The following is a 19254-nucleotide window of genomic DNA, read 5'->3' as shown; positions in this document are numbered from 1 at the left end:
ATGAATTCAAACGAAATTGACATACACAAAGAATTAAAGAAATATTTTGGCTTCAGCCAATTTAAGGGGTTGCAGGAACAAGTCATAAAAAGTATCCTAAACCAACAGAATACATTTGTGATAATGCCCACAGGAGGAGGAAAATCACTTTGTTATCAATTACCTGCTTTGATTCAAGAGGGAACTGCTATCGTAGTCTCGCCCCTTATTGCTTTAATGAAAAATCAAGTGGATGCCATCAGAAGTTTATCTTCTGAAAATGGCGTTGCCCATGTTTTAAATTCCTCTCTTACTAAAACCGAAATTACTCAGGTAAAAAAAGATATTACTTCAGGATTGACGAAGTTATTATATGTTGCACCTGAATCTTTAACAAAGGAAGAATATGTGAGCTTTCTGAAAAATGTTACCATATCTTTTGTAGCTATCGATGAAGCGCATTGTATTTCGGAGTGGGGACATGATTTTAGACCGGAATACAGGAATTTAAAGCACATCATCAAGCAATTGGGCGATGTTCCTATTATTGGGCTTACTGCAACAGCTACGCCAAAAGTACAGGAAGATATTCTGAAAAACTTAGACATGTCTGATGCTACCACTTTTAAAGCATCATTTAACAGACCCAATCTGTATTACGAAGTACGTACTAAAACTAAAAATATAGAATCGGATATTATTCGTTTTATAAAACAACATAAAGGCAAATCAGGAATTATTTACTGTTTAAGCCGCAAAAAAGTAGAGGCTATTGCCGAAGTTTTGCAAGTAAACGGAATAAGTGCCGTGCCTTATCATGCGGGATTAGATGCTAAAACCCGTGCCAAACACCAAGATATGTTCCTGATGGAAGATGTAGATGTGGTGGTGGCAACCATCGCTTTTGGGATGGGAATTGACAAACCGGATGTGCGTTTTGTGATTCATCACGATATTCCAAAATCACTGGAAAGTTACTATCAGGAAACCGGTCGCGCAGGTCGTGACGGTGGAGAAGGCCATTGTCTGGCCTATTACTCCTATAAAGATGTAGAGAAGTTAGAAAAATTCATGTCAGGTAAACCAGTGGCAGAACAAGAAATTGGATTTGCTTTGTTGCAGGAAGTTGTGGCTTACGCCGAAACTTCTATGTCCAGAAGAAGATTTCTGCTTCATTATTTCGGAGAGGAATTTGATGATGTTAATGGTGAAGGCGCTGATATGGATGACAATGTTCGAAATCCAAAAACAAAAGTCGAAGCCATAGATCAAGTTGTGAAACTACTGGAAGTAGTTCGCGATACGAAGCATTTATACAAATCAAAAGAAGTTGTTTTTACCTTGATTGGCCGTGTCAATGCTGTCATAAAAGCACATAGAACAGATGCGCAGTCCTTTTTTGGATGTGGTTCAGATCATGATGAAAAATACTGGATGGCTTTGTTGCGACAAGTTCTTGTTGCAGGTTTTTTATCGAAAGATATTGAAACCTACGGCATTGTAAAAATCACAAATAAAGGATTGGATTTTATTAAAAACCGAGAGTCTTTTATGATGTCTGAAGATCATGAATACAACGAATCTGAAGATGAAGCCATTGTAACTGCTTCTAAATCTACTGGAACTGCTGATGAATTATTGATGGGTATGTTGCGTGATTTGCGTAAAAAAGTGGCTAAGAAATTAGGCGTTCCTCCATTTGTAGTTTTTCAAGATCCATCATTGGAAGATATGGCTTTGAAATATCCTGTTTCTCAAGAAGAATTAGTTAATATTCATGGTGTAGGCGAAGGAAAAGCTAAGAAATACGGAAAGGAATTCTTAGAATTAATCAGTCGATATGTACAAGATAATGATATCATTCGTCCAGAAGATTTAGTGGTGAAATCTACAGGAGTAAACTCCGTAAATAAACTTTATATCATTCAAAATATCGACAGAAAATTATCTCTTGATGATATTGCTTCTGCCAAAGGCATCAATATGGATGCATTGATTAAAGAAATGGAGCAAATTGTGTATTCCGGAACTAAACTGAATATAAAATATTGGATTGATGATATGCTTGATGATGATCAACAAGAGGAAATTCATGACTATTTTATGGAATCTGAATCCGATAATATAGAAAACGCACTCAAAGAATTTGATGGGGATTATGATATTGATGAATTGCGCTTGATGCGAATTAAATTCATCAGCGAGGTTGCTAATTAAGAAAAGTGGTCAGTGGTCAGTGTTCTGCAATCTGAATACTGATTACTGCAAACTAAAAAAGCTCCCCACGATGCGGTTTCAAAGCATCTCGAACCTGAATCATGTTTTCATCCGTTACTACCATAAAAGCAATGGCTTGCATTTCATCTTGAATTTCAAAACCAGTTATATTCAATGGTAATTTTTCAATTGTGATGTATTCTTTTAAATGAATTTCGTGATGTTCTGCTGTCTTTGCAGCTGCCGGACCACGAAAATCCCATATCAGTTTTATTTGTCTAGACATTTTTTATGAGGTACAAAAGTTCAGTAATCAGTGTTCAGTAATCAGTGTTCCTCGAAAATCAAATATTAATTTTATTCTTAATTGTTTAATCGGTTGAGGAGTTATCGTTTTACTATTTTTGAATTGCAAAGTTACAAAGTCTAATTCGAAAATTAGGCAATTTGAAAATTTGAAAAATGCATTTTCCTTTCAATAACAAGAAGTCAATACAAAATACTACTTTTGTACCTGGATTATTTTAGACATTTTTAAAAGTCAAATAATCTAAAAATCGATAATCTAAAAAAATGCCTCAAGAACTCTTATTACAAGTATCTCCAGAAATTGCAGCAAATGATTTGTTGTTGAAAAATCATTTATCGAAACAAATTAAGATTTCCGTAAATGAAATTCAGCACGTTTCTATCCTAAAAAGATCTATTGATGCCCGTCAAAAAGCTATAAAAATCAATCTTAAGGTTTTAATCTATTTAAAAGGAGAGCCTTTTCAGGCGCAAAAAATACAACTTCCGGATTATGGTAATGTGGCTACAGCTCAAGAAGTAATCGTTGTTGGCGCAGGACCTGCGGGACTTTTTGCTGCCTTGCAATTGATAGAATTGGGTTTGAAGCCTATAGTTATTGAGCGTGGTAAAGACGTAAGAGGCAGAAGAAGAGATTTGAAAGCCATCAATGTGGATCATTTTGTAAATGAAGATTCTAATTATTGTTTTGGCGAAGGCGGTGCAGGAACCTATTCAGACGGGAAATTATACACGCGTTCTAAAAAAAGAGGTGATGTAACACGCGTTTTGGAATTGTTTGTCGCTTTTGGAGCTTCAGAAGATATTCTGATTGAAGCGCATCCACATATTGGGACCAATAAATTACCTCAAATCATTCAGGACATTCGAGAAAAAATCATAGAGTGTGGAGGACAAGTTTTGTTTGAAACCAGACTGACTGATATTTTAATAAAAAACAATGAAGTGCAGGGTATCGTTACTCAAAAAGGGGACACGATTCTTGCTAATAAACTTATTTTGGCCACAGGACATTCGGCTCGTGATATTTTTGAATTATTGGATAGAAAAAAGATTTTTATCGAAGCGAAACCTTTTGCCTTGGGCGTAAGGGCAGAGCATCCTCAATCTTTGATTGACAGTATTCAATACAGTTGTGATTATCGTGGAGAATTTTTACCTCCAGCTCCATATTCTATTGTGAAACAAGTGGGAGGAAGGGGAATGTATTCTTTTTGTATGTGTCCCGGTGGCGTGATTGCACCTTGTGCTACAAGTCCTGGTGAAGTGGTGACAAATGGTTGGTCGCCATCCAAAAGGGATCAGGCTACCGCCAATTCCGGAATTGTAATCGAATTGCAACTGGAAGATTTTAAGCCTTTTGCTAAATTTGGTGCTTTGGCTGGAATGGAATTCCAAAAAAGCATCGAGCAACGTGCTTGGCACTTGGCAGGAGAAAGCCAAAAAGTTCCTGCACAGCGTATGATTGATTTTACACAAAACAGAGTTTCATCGGATATTCCTAAAACGTCTTATGTTCCAGGAACAACTTCAGTAGAAATGGGACTGGTTTTCCCTAGATTTTTAACGCAAATATTGAGAGAAGGATTCACTGAATTTGGAAAATCGATGCGTGGATATTTAACAAATGAAGCCATACTTCATGCACCAGAATCAAGAACGTCTTCGCCAGTGCGTATTCCCAGAGATCCATTGACTTATGAGCATGTTCAAATAAAAGGGTTGTATCCTTGTGGAGAAGGCGCAGGTTATGCCGGCGGAATTATATCTGCCGCTATTGATGGTGAGAAATGTGCATTGATGATAAAAGAGTCTATAGGAAATTAATTTTTTAAGTGATATAATTTTATTTTAAAAAAAAAGCAGCCTTATTAGGGCTGCTTTTTAGTGTTTTTAATAAGATTGCATTATTTTTTCTTGGCAGGTTTTATTTCTGTCACCACAATCTTGAATGTGGTAGTTCCTGTGTTTTTTGCCATGTGGGTTACGGGAGGGAAATATAATACGTCTCCCGCTTTGATATCTGCATTAGTTGCAGGTTTACCTTTTTCTGTTATTTTAATTTTACCACCAGTCAAAGCATACACGGTGTGATGCGGATGGCTATGCCACGGCATTGTTGCGCCTGGGGCAAATTCTGCAGACATAACCCTCACTTTATCATTCTCAAGGAGGATTTTTTTATACACTTTTGGACCTGCTTTCATTGGGTCTTGTGCATACACATTTGAACTCATTATTAGGAATAATCCAATGAGCAAAGACATCGAAATCATTTTAATTGCTTTCATTTTATTTCATTTTTTATTGATTAGACTAAGTTGGACACTATTTTGTTGTCCATTAAAAAAAATATTTCAGCTTCATTCTGGATGCATATAGACTTCTGCTAACACACCATTTTTAATTAGAAATAAGGAATTTGGCGACACTTTAACTAATGTTTTTTTAATTTATTTTCTATGCAGTTCGACTAAAAAAGTAATGTCAATTTTTCAGGATGGTGCAAACTCTTGCTTAGCAATTCATTTGAACTATCGAAGCGCGATAAATGGCTTTTGGGGAACCACTAATTTAAAAAATAAAACAGATAAAATATTGAATTGGGGTTTTTATTTTTATTTAAACAACTGAAAATTAAGTGATTATGTATTAAAAAAAACAAAAAAATCCGTTTTTAAATTTTTAAAAACGGATTTTCTACAGGTATTAAAGCGAAGTGTTATTTTTTTATTTTGTTCCTGATGCAACAGGAATCGCGTCGGTTTTTATTACAAAGAAAGCAAAGCTTATAATTTGGACTTAATGATCGTAACTGATTACTCTGGATATTTTCCATTGATTGTCTTTTTTCTTCCAAATCATAAGAAATTTAAACGTTCCAATTTCTTCTTTTCCGTTTTCCATATGTCTGAATTCGTGTACGCCAATTTCAATTGCTCCATAGTCTTTGATAGGATGGACTTCTAGCGTTCCTTTGACTAGTTTTCGGGTCAGTTTATTTTCATTTTTAAACATATTCGAAAAATTTTTAAAAACGGTTTCATGCGAAAGCAATCCGCCATTGTCTTGAAACCATTCTAAATCTTCAGTAAATAAAGATTTGAATTTTTCGAAATCTTTTTTGTTGAACGCTTCGAACATAATCTCGTCCATTTGTTCGATTTCCTTATATAGTTCTGCGGATGTTGGTGCTACTTTTTTTTCTTGAGCAGTTGCAGTATTTAAAAAAACTAAAGCAAGAATTAGATTTAGAAAGAAATGAAATTTGAATCTGTTTTGTTTCATAAGAATTTATTTTGAGTCGGTAGGTTTCTAATTGGTTTTGGAATATCAAATGCTTGTTTTGTTTTTATTTTTTAACCGCTACAGCAATTTTTGAATCGGCAGTTCCATAATACAGAAACCATTGTTTTTTAAAATAAACCAATCCTTCTACAAAGCAAACTTCATTTACCTCACCGGTTTTTTCATAAGGTTTGTCCGGATGAATAAAATAATCTTCCATTCGGTCTATTAATTTATAGGGCTTTTCTTTGTCAAATAGCGCTTGACTTGCTGCGTACGTAAATTTAGGTAAGCTCGAATCATTATAATTAGCCGCATTACTTCCGTTGTAAATCAGTAGAATACCTTCTTTTTGGACTAAAGCAAAAGGCCCGGGTTCAACTAAACGACTATCAAAATATCCCATTCGAGGATGTAAAACGGTAATCATTTTTTTGCTTTCTTCATTTTCGGCTACTTTCCAATGGATAAGATCTTCAGAAGTTGCCAGATACAAATCAGTGTCCCCAAAATACATCCAGTATTTGCCTTTGATTTTTGTAGCTATGATTTTATCGCCGGCTAATTTACAAACGATAGCTCCAGATTTTGACCACAAATCTTTGTGTTTTTCTTCCTTTAAAACTAGACCGTGTTTTGTCCACGTTTTTAAATCTTTTGAGCTGGCTAAACAAAGTCTTGCTGTTTTACCATCATAGGAGGTATAAGTCATGATATAAGTTCCATTCTCACTTTCTATGATTCTTGGATCCTCAACACCACCTTTCCATTCATACTGTTTCATCGTATCGTTGTCCGGATAGAATATAGGTGCAGGTTGTTTTTTAAAGTGCAATCCGTCTTCGCTGATAGCCAGCCCTAATCTTGACGTCATGTCTTTGTCTTGTGCTCTGTAGATAAGATATACTTTTCCGTCTTTGACAATCGCTGATGGATTAAGAACATTTCGTTCTTCCCAGTGCACTTCTTTGTTACTTATTGGAGATTGAAAAACTTGATTTAATTGCGGTTCTAAAATGGGGTTAAGGCTGTCTACTTTTACAAAGTTGAGCATCGCCCAATCCTTGCTTTTTGTTTCGGATTTATATGTGGAATTACTGCCGCATCCGACTAGAATAAATAAGAAAAATAACGTAATGGTTAGTTTCATAATGTTCAAAATAGTTTAGGAGGAACGCACGATTCCTACAGTTATTAAGTATGGTTTTTATTTTTTATTGATCTCAATTATTTATAAAAGAGTCTGATAGGGTAAAGTTGCATTTATTTTATCGAATAACAATTCTCTTTTTGAAGTTAATAGTGCTTTAGTTACTTGAAGTTGTTTCGTTTCGCTTGAAATTGTCTCATTTGACTTAATGCCTTTTTTTAAATGATTGATGACCACTTCGTAATCATGCCATTCTCCAAGTAAATCCGATAAAATATTTTTGTTTTGCAACGATTGGTTTTGTGATTCGCAGCTTAGGATTTTTTCATTGTATTGGTATCTTTTTAATCGTTTGCGAAAAGTGTGCATTTGCGTTTTTTTAAACTTGGTTTTGCATATTAATTTTTTAATTTCCCTTCTCTTTTTATCCATATAGCGGTTAACCTTTTTTTTACTTGCTTGAGTAAGTAAGGGAATTATTTTGCGGTACTTTTTTCTAAATTTAACTATGAAGCTCTTATTCGCAATTGCGAAGAAACGTTTCAGTTCTTTAGTTTCGAGTTTTTTTAAATGACTGTAGTATGCTTGCAGCAAATGAGAATTAGGCTGTTCAGCAAGTAAGGATTGTTCTATTTGAAGTTCTCTGATTCTTCCCGCCTGTTTAAAAATAAGTTTAAAAGAGGAGTAGTTTTTTTTGCGTTTAAATTTTTTAGAGCAATAGTTTAATAAATCAAATAAAGCATTCATTTTCTTGATTTCTACTCGAAGGCTGTGGAAGGTCTCCGGAATATAGGATTTTGGATATTTTTCTAAAATAAGGTTTATGGCACTTTTTCGTTTACTAAAATATGTTTTAAGTGCTTTCATTTTTTATAAAATATTATTTTAGAATAAAAAGGGATGATACTTGCAACAATGGATGTGTTTAAAAAGGCATAAAGAAGTTTGTTTTTTGTTTTAATTATCTTCAAGAAATTTCTTTTTTTCTTCAAACTCTTCTTTTGTAATTTCTCCTTTGGCAAATCTTTTTTTCAGAATATCCAATGAAGTTTCCTTTTTTGTTCGCTGACCAAGAAAGTTATAAGGAGATACAAATACCCAAATGAGGATGATGATCCAAAAAATCCACCAGAAAAAATGCATTCCACCGAAATGATGTCCGTTATACATGGTGTTGTTTTTAAGTTGTTGAAAATCAATATAAATATATGAATTTCAGCACGGTAATTCAAGTAATTCCATTAAAAAAACGCCTCATTGTAGTGAGGCGTTTTTTCTATTTTTCTTGTTTTGTTATTGATTATCAATTGGCATTACTTCGTTAATGCATTTACTGATATAATTACTTATTTTTTTTAGTATTCATTTCCATATAATCTATAGTCAAGTCAGACATTGCTTTCATTCCTAACATAAAACCGCTTTCATCAATATAAAAATCAGGAGTATGATGTGGAGCAGTTTCTGATGTTGGCTTGCCTTTAGGAGCACCTCCCAAAAAGAAATAAAGACCCGGTATTTTTTCCTGATAAAATGAAAAATCTTCGGCACCTGTAACCGCAGGAGTCAGTAGAACATTCTCTTTGCCAGCAAGGGCTTCTAATGTAGGGACCATTTTTTCGGTCAATGATGGGTCGTTGTAGGTAATAGCCGTTTTGTTGGTTATACTCACATCGGCAGTGGCTCCTGCACTTTCGGCTATTGCCGTTGCAATTTGTTTTATTCTGGAATGAACCATTTGCTGTACTTTGCTGTCCAGAGAACGAATGGTGCCATTCATTGTAAGTTCCTCCGGAATCACATTACTTCGTACCCCTGCATTTATTTGTCCAACGCTTACAACTGCAGCTGATTCTGTTATGTTTACATTTCGGCTAACAATGGTTTGTAATCCCATTATAATCTGAGAAGCGGTAACAATTGGGTCAATACCAAGCCACGGATAAGCACCATGCGTTTGTTTACCCATTATTTTTATTTTAAACCAATCGGATGCTGCCATTGTACCTTTTGGACGGTACTTTATTGTGCCAACTTCTGTCTGGGCATTAATATGTAATCCGAAAATAACATCTACTTTGGGATTAGTAAGAACGCCTTCTTTTATCATCAATTCTGCTCCTCCTTCTTCACCTTCAGGCGGTCCTTCTTCGGCAGGCTGAAAAATGAATTTAACGGTTCCTTTTAAGTCGTCTTTTACAGATGCTAGAATTTCGGCAGTTCCCATTAAAATTGCAATATGCGTATCGTGCCCACAAGCGTGCATGATAGGAACTATGTTGCCATTGTATTCGCCTTCTGCTTTGGAAGCAAAAGGAATGTCTACTCGTTCTTTTACAGGTAATGCATCAATATCAGCTCTTAGGGCAACAACCGGACCTGGTTTTCCTCCTCTTAGAATGCCAACAACTCCAGTTTTTCCTACTCCGGTTTGTACCTCAATTCCAAGAGAACGCAGGTGTGCTGCTATTTTTTCGGCAGTTTTGAATTCTCTGTTTCCTAATTCCGGGTTTTGGTGAAAGTCTCTACGCCACGTAATAACTTTGGATTCTAAAGAAGCTGCCTTTTGAGCAATCTTAGATTTTAGTGCTGCATTTTGCGCAGAAGTAAAAAGGGAAAAAGTGAATAATCCTGTAAAAAGAATAATTTTTTTCATTGGTTGTGGTGTAAAATTTGGTTCCATAACAGCAATTATTTCAAATGAAATTCAAGCTATTTTAGAGGTAAATACGGTCAGTCAAAACAAATATAGCAAAAATATTTTGCCTTGCAGTAATTTTAAAATAGTGTGCAAAGTATCTTGCTTTAAGTAAGATGTAAAAAAAAATCGCCTTGTTTGCAGTAACAAGGCGATAGTTTGATAATTTATTTTTTCTTCTTTAATCGGCTTTTAAAAAGCTTTTCAAATTTTTCCATTTTGGGTTGAATTACCATTTGACAATACGGTTGGCTTTTATTGTTGGCATAATAATTCTGATGGTAGTCTTCGGCTTTGTAAAATTTAGTCAACGGTTCCAATGTTGTAACTATCGGACTGTCATAAATTCCAGCTTTTTTCATTGCAGCGATGATCGTTTGCGCCGCCTTTTTCTGTGCTTCATTTTTATAAAAAATCGCCGAACGATACTGTGTTCCTACATCAGCACCTTGTCGGTTTAATGTGGTTGGGTCATGAACTGTAAAGAAAACTTTGAAAATCTCATCCAGATTTGTTACTTTTTTATCGTAGGTAATCTGAACTACTTCGGCATAACCGGATCTTCCGGTAGAAACATCCTCATAAGTAGGATTTGCGATTTTCCCGCCTGCGTATCCTGATACCGCCGATTTTACTCCAATTAGATTTTCATAAACGGCTTCAACGCACCAGTAACAACCGCCGGCCAATGTAATAGTTTCAAAATTGGATTGTTTTTTGGTTTTATCAATTGCGCTGTTTTGTCCAAACATGCCAAATGAAGTCAATAGCACTATTAAAAATATATTTTTCATATGTAGATTAGATTTATTTTTATTTAGTATCAGGAATAAAGTCAAGTGCGATAGAATTCATACAGTATCTTTTTCCCGTTGGAGCAGGTCCATCGTCAAAAAGATGTCCTAAATGACCGTTGCATCTTCCGCAAAGGGCTTCAATTCTTTCCATTCCAAGAGAATTGTCGGTTTTGTAAATAACACTGTTCTTGTTGTCTTGTTCAAAAAAGCTTGGCCAGCCACAATTGCTTGAAAATTTTGCGCCAGAACGAAATAATTTATTGCCACAGGCGGCACAATAATAAGTTCCTTTTTCATCCGTGTCCCAATACTTCCCTGTAAAAGGTCTCTCCGTGTCAGCATTACGGGTTACTTCATAGACGTCTTCCGGTAAAACCTTTTTCCATTCGGCATCACTAACATTAAGTTTTGTCGTGTCTGTATTGGAATAATACGGATTTCCGGGTTTGTTGATAAAATTGCCCATTGCTATAGATTTTTTTGTGCTGTCTTTTTTGTTTGTCGTTTGTCCACAGGCAGTGAACATAAATAAAGGGAGCAAAAATAATATGCTTAAAAAACGGCTTGTTGTTCTCATAATTTTCTTTTTATAGTACAAATGTAAAGCGCTTTTGAATCAAAAAATGTCGTCTACATTGCAAATTAATAGTTATTTAACTATCGTTATTTACGGGTAAAAGACAGTTCTGGATTTAGAATTAACAAAACCTTATTATTATGAAATCATTCGCATATTGATAAGGTGTTTTTTGAAGCCTGCTTTCTCATACGCCTTAATCGCGGAAGCATTGTCATTGTATACATCCAACCTGATTTCGAATACGTCCTGAAGGTTGCACCAGTTTTTGAGCGCTTGGATAATTTTAGCGTTTACTCCTTTTCCTCTGTGATTAGCATCAGTGTACATGAAACCTAAATAGGCGTAGTTCAGGTGATTCAAATAAGGCTTTGCAGTCTCTATTCGCGCATATCCGGAACCTATAAGCTCCGAATCAATTTCAGCAACTAATACTTCTATATGTGGTGCTGAAATCATTTTTTCAATATCATAATAATGTGTTTTTTCTGCTTTTAAAGTAGGGTCAAATGGACGTTCGGCAGTAATAATTCCCTGTTCGAATTCAAGGAGTTTTTCTAAATCGTTTGGATGAGCTTTTCGGATGGTTATAGTTTGCATTATGTTATTTATAATTTGTCATAAAAATACAAAAGAATCTTTAAAAGGAGAGCGTCAATTTTATTTGGACAGCCTTAAAATAATTCCGCTTCAACAAATCGAAACAGAACGTTAAAGCCCCCGTCCCTAATTATCTTTTTTGTATTTTTGACCAGTAATAGATTTATATGCTAGAAGAAAATGTAATATTAGTTAACCAAAATGATGAGCAAATAGGATTGATGCCTAAGCTCGAAGCACATGAAAAAGCGGTTTTGCACCGTGCTTTTTCAGTTTTTGTTTTAAACAGTAAAAATGAAATCATGTTGCAGCAGCGGGCACATCAAAAATACCATTCTCCTTTGCTTTGGACCAATACCTGTTGTAGTCATCAGCGCGAGGGCGAAACAAATATTCAAGCAGGAAGCCGCAGGTTATTTGAAGAAATGGGTTTCAAAACAGAGCTCAAAGAACTTTTTCATTTTATATACAAGGCTCCTTTTGATAATGGTTTGACTGAGCACGAGCTGGATCATGTCATGATTGGTTATTATAATGATGCGCCGAAAATCAACTTGGAAGAAGTAGAAGACTGGAAGTGGATGAAAATTGACGCTGTTAAAGAAGATATGGAAGTGCATCCAGAGTTATATACCGTTTGGTTCAAGATTATTTTCGACGAGTTTTATCATTTTCTTGAGGAACACAAAATATAGAATTGTAAAAAATAGTTCAAAAATATAGTAACATTAAAAGACTTTAGATTTCGTCACTTTGAGAAATCTGATCCCGAAGCTTCGGGACTAAAATCTGAAATTATGAAAGTTACCATTTCACGAAAAGCCCATTTTAATGCGGCACACAGATTATACAGGAAAGATTGGACTTTCGAGCAAAACGATGCTATTTTCGGCAAGTGCAATAATCCTAATTTTCACGGCCATAACTATGAATTGATAGTGAGTGTAACCGGCGAAATTGATCCGGAAACAGGTTATGTGATGGATGTGAAATTCTTGAGTGATATTATTAAAGAGGATGTTGAGGATCAATTTGACCACAAAAACCTAAATATTGACGTGCCTGAATTTCAGGATTTGAATCCAACAGCCGAAAATATTGTTGTAGTAATTTGGAATAAAATCAGAAAAAGAATCAAGCCAGAATTTGAATTGGAAGTTGTTCTTTATGAAACACCACGAAATTTTGTAACCTATAAAGGTCAATAAATGGGACTAAAAGTAGGTGATATTATCCCTAATTTCAAAGCAAAAGATGCAAACGGCAATGATTTTGACAGTCAAAACATTGTTGGGAAAAAACCTCTCGTTATTTATTTTTATCCAAAAGATAATACTCCGGGATGCACTGCTGAGGCATGCAGTTTTAGAGATCAATACGAGGATTTCAAAGACTTGGGCGCTGATGTAATAGGAATTAGTAGTGATAGCGTCAGTTCACATCAACAGTTCAGTGAACAGTATAAACTACCTTTTATTCTTTTGTCAGACAATGATAAAAAAATCAAAACCCTTTTTGGAGTTCCTTCAGGATTGTTTGGACTACTCCCAGGACGAGTTACGTATGTAACTGATAAAAATGGAGTCATTCAAATGATATTTGATAGTGTACTAGCAACCAAACACATTCCAAAAGCACTACAAGCCATAAAGAAATTAGTATGATAGGATTTTATATTATGCATTTGTTTTATCTTAATTTGTATTCAGTAGTTATTTTACGGTCATAAATCTTCCCTAAGGATTAAACAATAGCGTACTTTTGTAAAAAAATATTGATTTTATACATTTGTAAATCAAAATCGCACATTTAAATGAAATTTTATCCATTACAATTTGAACCCATTTTAAAAGAAAGAATTTGGGGAGGTGAAAAACTTAAAACATTACTTAACAAACCAATTACGTCAACAATTACAGGGGAAAGTTGGGAGTTGTCTACAGTTGAAGGAGATATAAGTGTTGTTGCTAACGGAGAATGGAAAGGGAAATCATTGACTGAAATTATCAATGATTCTCCGGATGAAATATTAGGAACGGAAGTTCATGCCAGATTTGGAAAACAATTTCCGTTGCTTTTCAAGTATTTAGATGCTCGTGAAGACTTGTCCATACAAGTACATCCTAATGATGAGTTGGCTAAAAAACGCCATAATTCTTTTGGTAAAACCGAAATGTGGTACATCATGCAAGCAGATGATGATGCCAGAATTATTGTAGGTTTCAAAGAAAAATCGAATGCCAGTGAGTATTTAGAAAATCTAGAAAACAAAACCTTACTTTCTATTCTTGATGATGTAAAAGTAAAATCAGGTGATGTTTTCTTTTTAGAAACTGGAACGGTTCACGCAATTGGTGCCGGATTGGTAGTTGCTGAGATTCAACAAACTTCGGATATTACGTATCGTCTCTATGATTTTGACAGGGTAGATGCTAATGGTAACACAAGAGAATTGCATGTTGATTTGGCTTTGGACGCCATTAATTATAACAAAGTAGAAACTAAAAAAGAGTACACAAAGAACATAAACGATTCAAACCAAATTGTTGACTGTCCTTATTTTACGACTAATTTTATTCCGTTAGACGGAGAAATTTCGGTTTCTAAATCAGGAAAAACATTTACTGTATATATGTGTACAGAGGGAACATTTGAACTGGAATACAATAATTCAAAATTGCAATATAAAAAAGGAGATACTGTTTTGATTCCTGCCGCTTTGAATGCATTCATTCTCAATGGAAAAGCTTCAATTTTAGAAATTTACATTTCATAGTCGGTAATAGAAAGATTATGTGTACTTTTGCAGACGCAAATTAAAATTCAAATTTTAAAAAAATAAAAATGGCAAACGTTAAGAATTTAAAAAAAGACATCAACTACGTTTTAGGAGATATTATTGAAGCAGTTTACTTGTTCGAAATTTCTACAACAGGAAAACCAACAACTGAAACTAATGATTTAATTGATGAAGCTATCGCTGCTTTTGACGCTTTAATCACTAAAGTGAATGCAAAAAAAGTAGAAAATAAAAAAGCACACTTCAAACAAATCAATGTTGAATTGGAACAAACTGCAAATCAATTGATTGCTAAAATCAACGAATTGTAGTCAAAAAAAAAGCGAAAAAAGTTTGAATTTGTTTTGGAAAATAGAAATTCAGACTTATATTTGCACCCGTAATGAGTCGCCAGCGTAGCTCAGTTGGCTAGAGCAGCTGATTTGTAATCAGCAGGTCGTGGGTTCGAGTCCCTCCGCCGGCTCTTTAATAAAACCACTTAACTTTTGTTAAGTGGTTTTTTGTTTTTGGTAAAAATGCGAATTGAATTCCGTTTTAATGGAACGTAATAATTTTTTTGTTAAATTTGGTATCTAACCTAAACATTAAATTATGGAAGAGCATTCAGTTATTGAAAATTTTGAAATGAAATTAAATGAGTCTGCAAAAGACTTTTTGAAAGAAGCGGCAAAATGGGCTTATTTTTTATCAATTCTTGGTTACATAGGAATTGGTTTTATCGTTTTTGCAGCTTTATTTGCGGGTACATTATTTTCTACTATGGGGAAAATGAATCCAGCAATGGGAATGATGGGTTCCTCTTTTGGAATAGTGATGGCAGTCGTTTATTTGCTTATTGCGGCACTTTATTTCTTTCCGGTATATTACTTGAATAAATTTGCATCTAATGCCAAAGCAGCGTTTAATAACAACGATTCTGAAACTTTGACTACTTCTTTAAGATATCTGAAATCACATTACAAATTTATTGGGATTATGACTCTGGTTATTTTCTCTCTGTATCTTTTAATGTTTGTAGGAATGATTGTTGGTGGAATGGCTTTTAATAATGCTTAAATAGCTTTTATATCAGGTAACGATGAGGTTTCGTTCAGTTAGGCTTAATCGTTATTATATTTCTTCATAAAACAAAAAAATCATCTTGCTGTACAACAAGATGATTTTTTTTATTCTAATTATGGAACAGCATGTAGCTTTTAGAACTGTTTATTTTTGGTTCTTGATGCTGGTAATGTATTCCGTTAATTTTTTGCCGTAAAGCGATTGTGCGACTTTAGGAGACATTGATTTTTGAATCGTATCTAAATATTTGATATTAATATCATAGATTTCAGATAATGCGATATAAGGCGCAACCTCAAATTTTCTGTTGTTTAATGCAAAATTAGTAGCAAACAAATATTTTCTTTTGATGTTAGAATCCTGTCTTGCACTTAAACTATCTATTTTTTGTGTGTTTTGACTTTTGATAGCATTAAATTTTTGCTCAATCAAAGAAAGATTTTCATCTGTGAAACGGGTGTTGATTTTTTTATATTCTTCAAATATTTCCTGATTTTTTGATCCTTTAATTTTGGCATCAGATAAATAACGGTCTAAACTCGTTTCAATAGTTATGTTTCCTGGCTCAGCAAAGAATGGTAAATTATTGTCTAAAGAATTGCTCACGCCTCTGTCTAAGAATAAATAAAGCATTTCAGGAGACTTTAGGTCCAAATTACTTTCAAATGAAGAGCTTCCATCGATGTTGATAGTGTCAATGGCTACTAGTGTAGTGTCAACAACTCTTTGGATATACAAAGTTCCTTTTTTTAATCCTTTGATATTTCCGGTAATGTGTAAATTAGTTTTTGACTCATTCTTGTTACAAGATGCCAATAGGATAAGCGTAACGAATGCAATAATTGATTTTTTCATGTGAAGTTAAAATTTGTTTTTTTAGAACTTGGTACCGTCATTTTTATGATTTGTCCCGTCCCGAAACTTCGGGATCGGATTTGAATCGTAACGATTTCATTGGTGTTTATATTTTTGCGCAAAATAAAGAAAATTGTTGGAATGATTTTGCTAACGCATTCAAATTTCACAAAAAAAATCCCAATCTATTTCTAAATTGGGATTTTTGGAATTATTTTTGAATTTATGATTTCAACCAAGCTTCTTTCAAAGCAGTTTTAGATGGATCAGTAACCTTAAGACCTTCTTTGTCTTCATAAGGGAATTTCACCTTTCCTTTGATTATTTGTTCCTTACCGTCACGTTTTATTTTTACGGTAATAGCATCGTTTTCTTTCCAGTTGTCACTTTCGGTAATCATGTCATAAATGTTATCCAATGAATATGGTTTTTCATTAATCGATACCAAAATATCTCCTCCTTTAAGCCCTAAATTTGTAAAAAAAACATTCAATTCCATGTTTGGAATCACAATGATTTCTTTAGTTTGCTGATTCACGGTGATGTATGGTGATTGCCCTTTAATGAACACATTTCCGGGTACTTTCTCTATGGATTTAGTAACGCCAACTTTAGCCAAATAAGTTTCGTAAGGAATTGGAGTTGGACCAGATACGTACGTGCTTAAAAAAGTTCCCACTTCAGGATAGGTAAATGAAGTTATTTTGGCAAAAAGTTCATTGTCATTAAATGGTTTTGATGCACCATATTCATTGGATAATTTTTGCATCAAATCAAGAATTCCTCTTTCGCCATTGCTTTTTTCTCTTATTATAATATCCAAACACATTCCAATAAGTGCTCCTTTTTCATATACGTTCAAGTATTGTGCTTTGTATGGTTCTGTCAATACATTAGCACTCATTGTTGTAAAAGGCATCGTGTCATTCATGGCATTTGCATGCTCAATTTTTTCTGACATACGCGTATAAAACTCTTCTTCAGTAATTAACCCTTGATTGATCTGAAAAAGATTGGCGAAATATTCCGTCACACCTTCATACATCCATAAATGTTCTGACATTTTAGGCGTGTTGTAATCAAAATAATGAATCTCTTTAGAATGAACCGTAAGCGGTGTTACAATATGAAAGAATTCATGTGAAACCACATCTTTCATTGATTTAACTAATTCTTCTTTTGGCATCATTTCCGGTAAGACAACAGTTGTAGCGGTAGGGTGTTCTAATGCTCCAAATCCTTTGGCATCAGTAGGTGTCATACTTGATAAATACAATAAAACGCTATATTTTTTTGTAGCATTGATTTTTCCTAAAAATGTTTTTTGAGCGGTCATCATCGTTTTCATCTCCGGAGTGATGCTTTCTGCAGTCACTTTTCCAGTAGGGGAATATACGCCAATCAGTATTTCCATACCATCAACCGTAAAAGTAGTATAGTCCGGTTTAGCATACATGATAGGATTTTCAACTAATTCAGCATAACGAGATGTCGTAAACACATCGTTAGTGGCGCTTGCATCTTGATCAGTCATTGAGGTTGCTCCCCAAAGCGTTTCTGGATGCAAAATACTTACAGTGTACGGAAGGTCTTTTTTGTCTTGAAAATAACCTGCAAAACCGTGCATGTTAAGCATAAAGTTTTTTCCTGCATCAATGTTTGTTCCTGCTGGAGAAAAAATATCATTTTGACCAAAACCACCGCCTTTTTCGGTGTCAAATGTGTCGTTTACCAAATAAGTTATTTTTACTAACGTTTTTGCATTTTTAATATTCCAAGTGTTATCATCTGTTTTAGTTACTGCTAATACACTTCCTTTACTGTCAAATGCTTTAAAATCTTCGATGTATTTTCCATAATCATCTACAGAGTAGGTTCCGGGAACAATTTTAGGAATGCTGTATGTTACTTCATCCGTGCTGATTTTCGGGGCAGTAATCGTGACAATTACTTTGTCCTCTTTTACTTCATTCAAATTAATAGCAACTTTTACTATATCGGTAACAGATTTCGAGTCATTAGTTGAAGTACTGGCAGTTTTACAGCTCAAAAGAACCGATGCAAATGCGAGTGTAAAAAATATTCTTTTCATTTTGTGTTGTTTTATTTTAATGTTAGTCTTTCAAATTGTAGAATTGTTACAATTTATAGGGACTAGAAACTATTTTTAAATTTTTTGTTGTTTAAAACAGATTTTGGAATAAAATAGATTTTATTTAGTGTTTAATTGATTCATTACTACTTCTGGATTTTCAACTTCAATGATGAGTTTTTTGTAATAATGATTGTCTAGTGCGACTATTATGGCTTTCTTTTTATTCATTACATCCCAAAAATTCCTGCCTTTTTTATAAAATGTTCCTGCGGTTATAAAACCAGGAATTTCAGTACCTGGCATCCTAAGACCTTTCCAAAAAGTAAACTCTTTTTTGTTTTGATAGGCTTCAAGAATTTTTTCTTTCGGGATTGTAATTTTGCTTTCTAGTGCCCAGATTTTGTGCCAACCTTTTATTTCAAAAATAAAAATATTGTCTTTTGATGTTACTGAAACCATTGTTGAGTTTGCAAAAGTTAGTAGGCATAAAAACAAAAACTCCCGAACATCAGGAGTTTTATTTCTAGTCTAATTTGTTTTTTATATAATATTTTCCATCCAAATCTTCATCAAAATCATCAATCTTAACTGGTTTTGGTTTTGGTTTGTTTGCAGTCGCTTTCTTTTTCCACATTTCAAATTTTTCTGCGGGCATTTTCTTTTTCATGATTTCAAGAACCTCTTTTTCGGCTAAACCAAATTCTTTTTTGATGATTTCAAAAGGATTTTTTTCTTCTAAAGCCAATGTAACAAGTTTTTCTGTTTGCTCCCAGTTCAATTCTTTACGGTTACTCTTTTTCATCACGTGAAAATTAATTCAAATAAGT

22 protein-coding genes and 1 tRNA gene are annotated in these 19254 nt (G+C 34.2%); 9 read left to right on the top strand and 14 right to left on the bottom strand.

Features of this window, described 5'->3' with window-relative positions; translation table 11 throughout:
* Positions 1-2196 carry a DNA helicase RecQ gene (gene recQ / locus QLS31_RS04865; RefSeq protein WP_282742939.1) on the top strand — a complete coding sequence of 732 codons (2196 nt, stop codon included), beginning with the start codon at positions 1-3 and terminating at the stop codon, positions 2194-2196.
* Positions 2197-2248: 52 nt separating this feature from the next.
* Here the strand turns inward: recQ and QLS31_RS04860 are convergent, their stop codons facing one another.
* Entirely contained in the window at positions 2249-2482 is a 234-nt protein-coding gene (locus QLS31_RS04860; protein ID WP_282742938.1) for a hypothetical protein, read from the bottom strand.
* A gap of 287 nt (positions 2483-2769) precedes the next feature.
* Between QLS31_RS04860 and QLS31_RS04855 the strand changes: the two genes are divergently transcribed.
* The gene (locus QLS31_RS04855; RefSeq protein ID WP_282742937.1) at positions 2770-4332 is read left to right on the top strand and encodes an FAD-dependent protein; all 1563 of its coding nucleotides are present in this window, start codon (positions 2770-2772) and stop codon (positions 4330-4332) included.
* Between the two features lie 80 nt (positions 4333-4412).
* Here the strand turns inward: QLS31_RS04855 and QLS31_RS04850 are convergent, their stop codons facing one another.
* From QLS31_RS04850 to QLS31_RS04810, 9 genes are all read right to left on the bottom strand, one after another.
* Complete coding sequence (locus tag QLS31_RS04850; protein WP_099713336.1) at positions 4413-4796, bottom strand: cupin domain-containing protein; 384 nt, start codon at positions 4794-4796, stop codon at positions 4413-4415.
* 511 nt (positions 4797-5307) lie between these two features.
* Positions 5308-5793 carry a nuclear transport factor 2 family protein gene (locus tag QLS31_RS04845; protein ID WP_282742936.1) on the bottom strand — a complete coding sequence of 162 codons (486 nt, stop codon included), beginning with the start codon at positions 5791-5793 and terminating at the stop codon, positions 5308-5310.
* 64 nt (positions 5794-5857) lie between these two features.
* Positions 5858-6943, bottom strand: coding sequence for a glycoside hydrolase family 130 protein (locus tag QLS31_RS04840; RefSeq protein ID WP_282742935.1), 1086 nt, complete (start codon positions 6941-6943; stop codon positions 5858-5860).
* An 81-nt stretch (positions 6944-7024) separates the two neighbouring features.
* A complete protein-coding gene (locus tag QLS31_RS04835) occupies positions 7025-7810 on the bottom strand; it encodes a CHAD domain-containing protein (RefSeq protein ID WP_282742934.1) in 786 nt (261 codons plus the stop codon).
* Positions 7811-7900: 90 nt separating this feature from the next.
* Complete coding sequence (locus QLS31_RS04830) at positions 7901-8113, bottom strand: SHOCT domain-containing protein (protein WP_099713332.1); 213 nt, start codon at positions 8111-8113, stop codon at positions 7901-7903.
* 172 nt (positions 8114-8285) lie between these two features.
* A complete protein-coding gene (locus QLS31_RS04825) occupies positions 8286-9626 on the bottom strand; it encodes an amidohydrolase (RefSeq protein ID WP_282742933.1) in 1341 nt (446 codons plus the stop codon).
* Between the two features lie 182 nt (positions 9627-9808).
* Positions 9809-10435, bottom strand: a complete 627-nt coding sequence (gene msrA / locus QLS31_RS04820) for a peptide-methionine (S)-S-oxide reductase MsrA (RefSeq protein ID WP_282717849.1) — start codon at positions 10433-10435, stop codon at positions 9809-9811.
* A gap of 19 nt (positions 10436-10454) precedes the next feature.
* Positions 10455-11015 (bottom strand): peptide-methionine (R)-S-oxide reductase MsrB, encoded by a 561-nt coding sequence (gene msrB / locus QLS31_RS04815; protein WP_282742932.1) that lies wholly within the window; start codon positions 11013-11015, stop codon positions 10455-10457.
* A gap of 138 nt (positions 11016-11153) precedes the next feature.
* The gene (locus tag QLS31_RS04810) at positions 11154-11615 is read right to left on the bottom strand and encodes a GNAT family N-acetyltransferase (protein WP_282742931.1); all 462 of its coding nucleotides are present in this window, start codon (positions 11613-11615) and stop codon (positions 11154-11156) included.
* A gap of 167 nt (positions 11616-11782) precedes the next feature.
* On the opposite strand from QLS31_RS04810, the gene idi reads away from it, so the two are divergent.
* The 7 genes from idi (at position 11783) to QLS31_RS04775 (ending at position 15471) form a co-directional block, all read left to right on the top strand.
* Positions 11783-12310, top strand: a complete 528-nt coding sequence (gene idi, locus QLS31_RS04805; RefSeq protein ID WP_099713328.1) for an isopentenyl-diphosphate Delta-isomerase — start codon at positions 11783-11785, stop codon at positions 12308-12310.
* A gap of 102 nt (positions 12311-12412) precedes the next feature.
* The gene (locus QLS31_RS04800) at positions 12413-12823 is read left to right on the top strand and encodes a 6-carboxytetrahydropterin synthase (protein ID WP_099713327.1); all 411 of its coding nucleotides are present in this window, start codon (positions 12413-12415) and stop codon (positions 12821-12823) included.
* Positions 12824-13279 (top strand): peroxiredoxin, encoded by a 456-nt coding sequence (locus tag QLS31_RS04795; protein WP_282742930.1) that lies wholly within the window; start codon positions 12824-12826, stop codon positions 13277-13279. It begins immediately after the preceding gene.
* A 149-nt stretch (positions 13280-13428) separates the two neighbouring features.
* On the top strand, positions 13429-14391 hold the full coding sequence (locus QLS31_RS04790; protein ID WP_282742929.1) for a type I phosphomannose isomerase catalytic subunit: 963 nt from the start codon (positions 13429-13431) through the stop codon (positions 14389-14391).
* Positions 14392-14459: 68 nt separating this feature from the next.
* On the top strand, positions 14460-14726 hold the full coding sequence (locus QLS31_RS04785; RefSeq protein WP_099713324.1) for a hypothetical protein: 267 nt from the start codon (positions 14460-14462) through the stop codon (positions 14724-14726).
* A gap of 78 nt (positions 14727-14804) precedes the next feature.
* A tRNA-Thr gene (locus QLS31_RS04780) sits at positions 14805-14878 on the top strand.
* A 128-nt stretch (positions 14879-15006) separates the two neighbouring features.
* Positions 15007-15471 carry a hypothetical protein gene (locus tag QLS31_RS04775; protein WP_282742928.1) on the top strand — a complete coding sequence of 155 codons (465 nt, stop codon included), beginning with the start codon at positions 15007-15009 and terminating at the stop codon, positions 15469-15471.
* A 150-nt stretch (positions 15472-15621) separates the two neighbouring features.
* On the opposite strand, the gene QLS31_RS04770 is transcribed toward QLS31_RS04775, so the two are convergent.
* The 4 genes from QLS31_RS04770 to QLS31_RS04755 all read right to left on the bottom strand — a co-directional run bounded on the left by QLS31_RS04770 (position 15622) and on the right by QLS31_RS04755 (position 19229).
* Positions 15622-16332, bottom strand: a complete 711-nt coding sequence (locus tag QLS31_RS04770; protein ID WP_099713322.1) for a DUF4369 domain-containing protein — start codon at positions 16330-16332, stop codon at positions 15622-15624.
* 223 nt (positions 16333-16555) lie between these two features.
* Positions 16556-18424: a peptidase M61 gene (locus QLS31_RS04765; protein ID WP_282742927.1), complete on the bottom strand. Its 1869-nt coding sequence runs from the start codon at positions 18422-18424 to the stop codon at positions 16556-16558.
* A gap of 120 nt (positions 18425-18544) precedes the next feature.
* Positions 18545-18886, bottom strand: coding sequence for a hypothetical protein (locus tag QLS31_RS04760; RefSeq protein ID WP_282742926.1), 342 nt, complete (start codon positions 18884-18886; stop codon positions 18545-18547).
* A 64-nt stretch (positions 18887-18950) separates the two neighbouring features.
* On the bottom strand, positions 18951-19229 hold the full coding sequence (locus tag QLS31_RS04755; RefSeq protein WP_035670363.1) for a DUF2805 domain-containing protein: 279 nt from the start codon (positions 19227-19229) through the stop codon (positions 18951-18953).
* Between the last annotated feature and the right edge of the window lie 25 nt (positions 19230-19254).

This window comes from Flavobacterium sp. XS2P24, assembly GCF_030010285.1.
GTDB lineage: Bacteria > Bacteroidota > Bacteroidia > Flavobacteriales > Flavobacteriaceae > Flavobacterium > Flavobacterium algoritolerans.
Note: the sequence above shows the minus strand (reverse complement) of the source record. Positions and strands in the feature narration are given on the sequence as shown.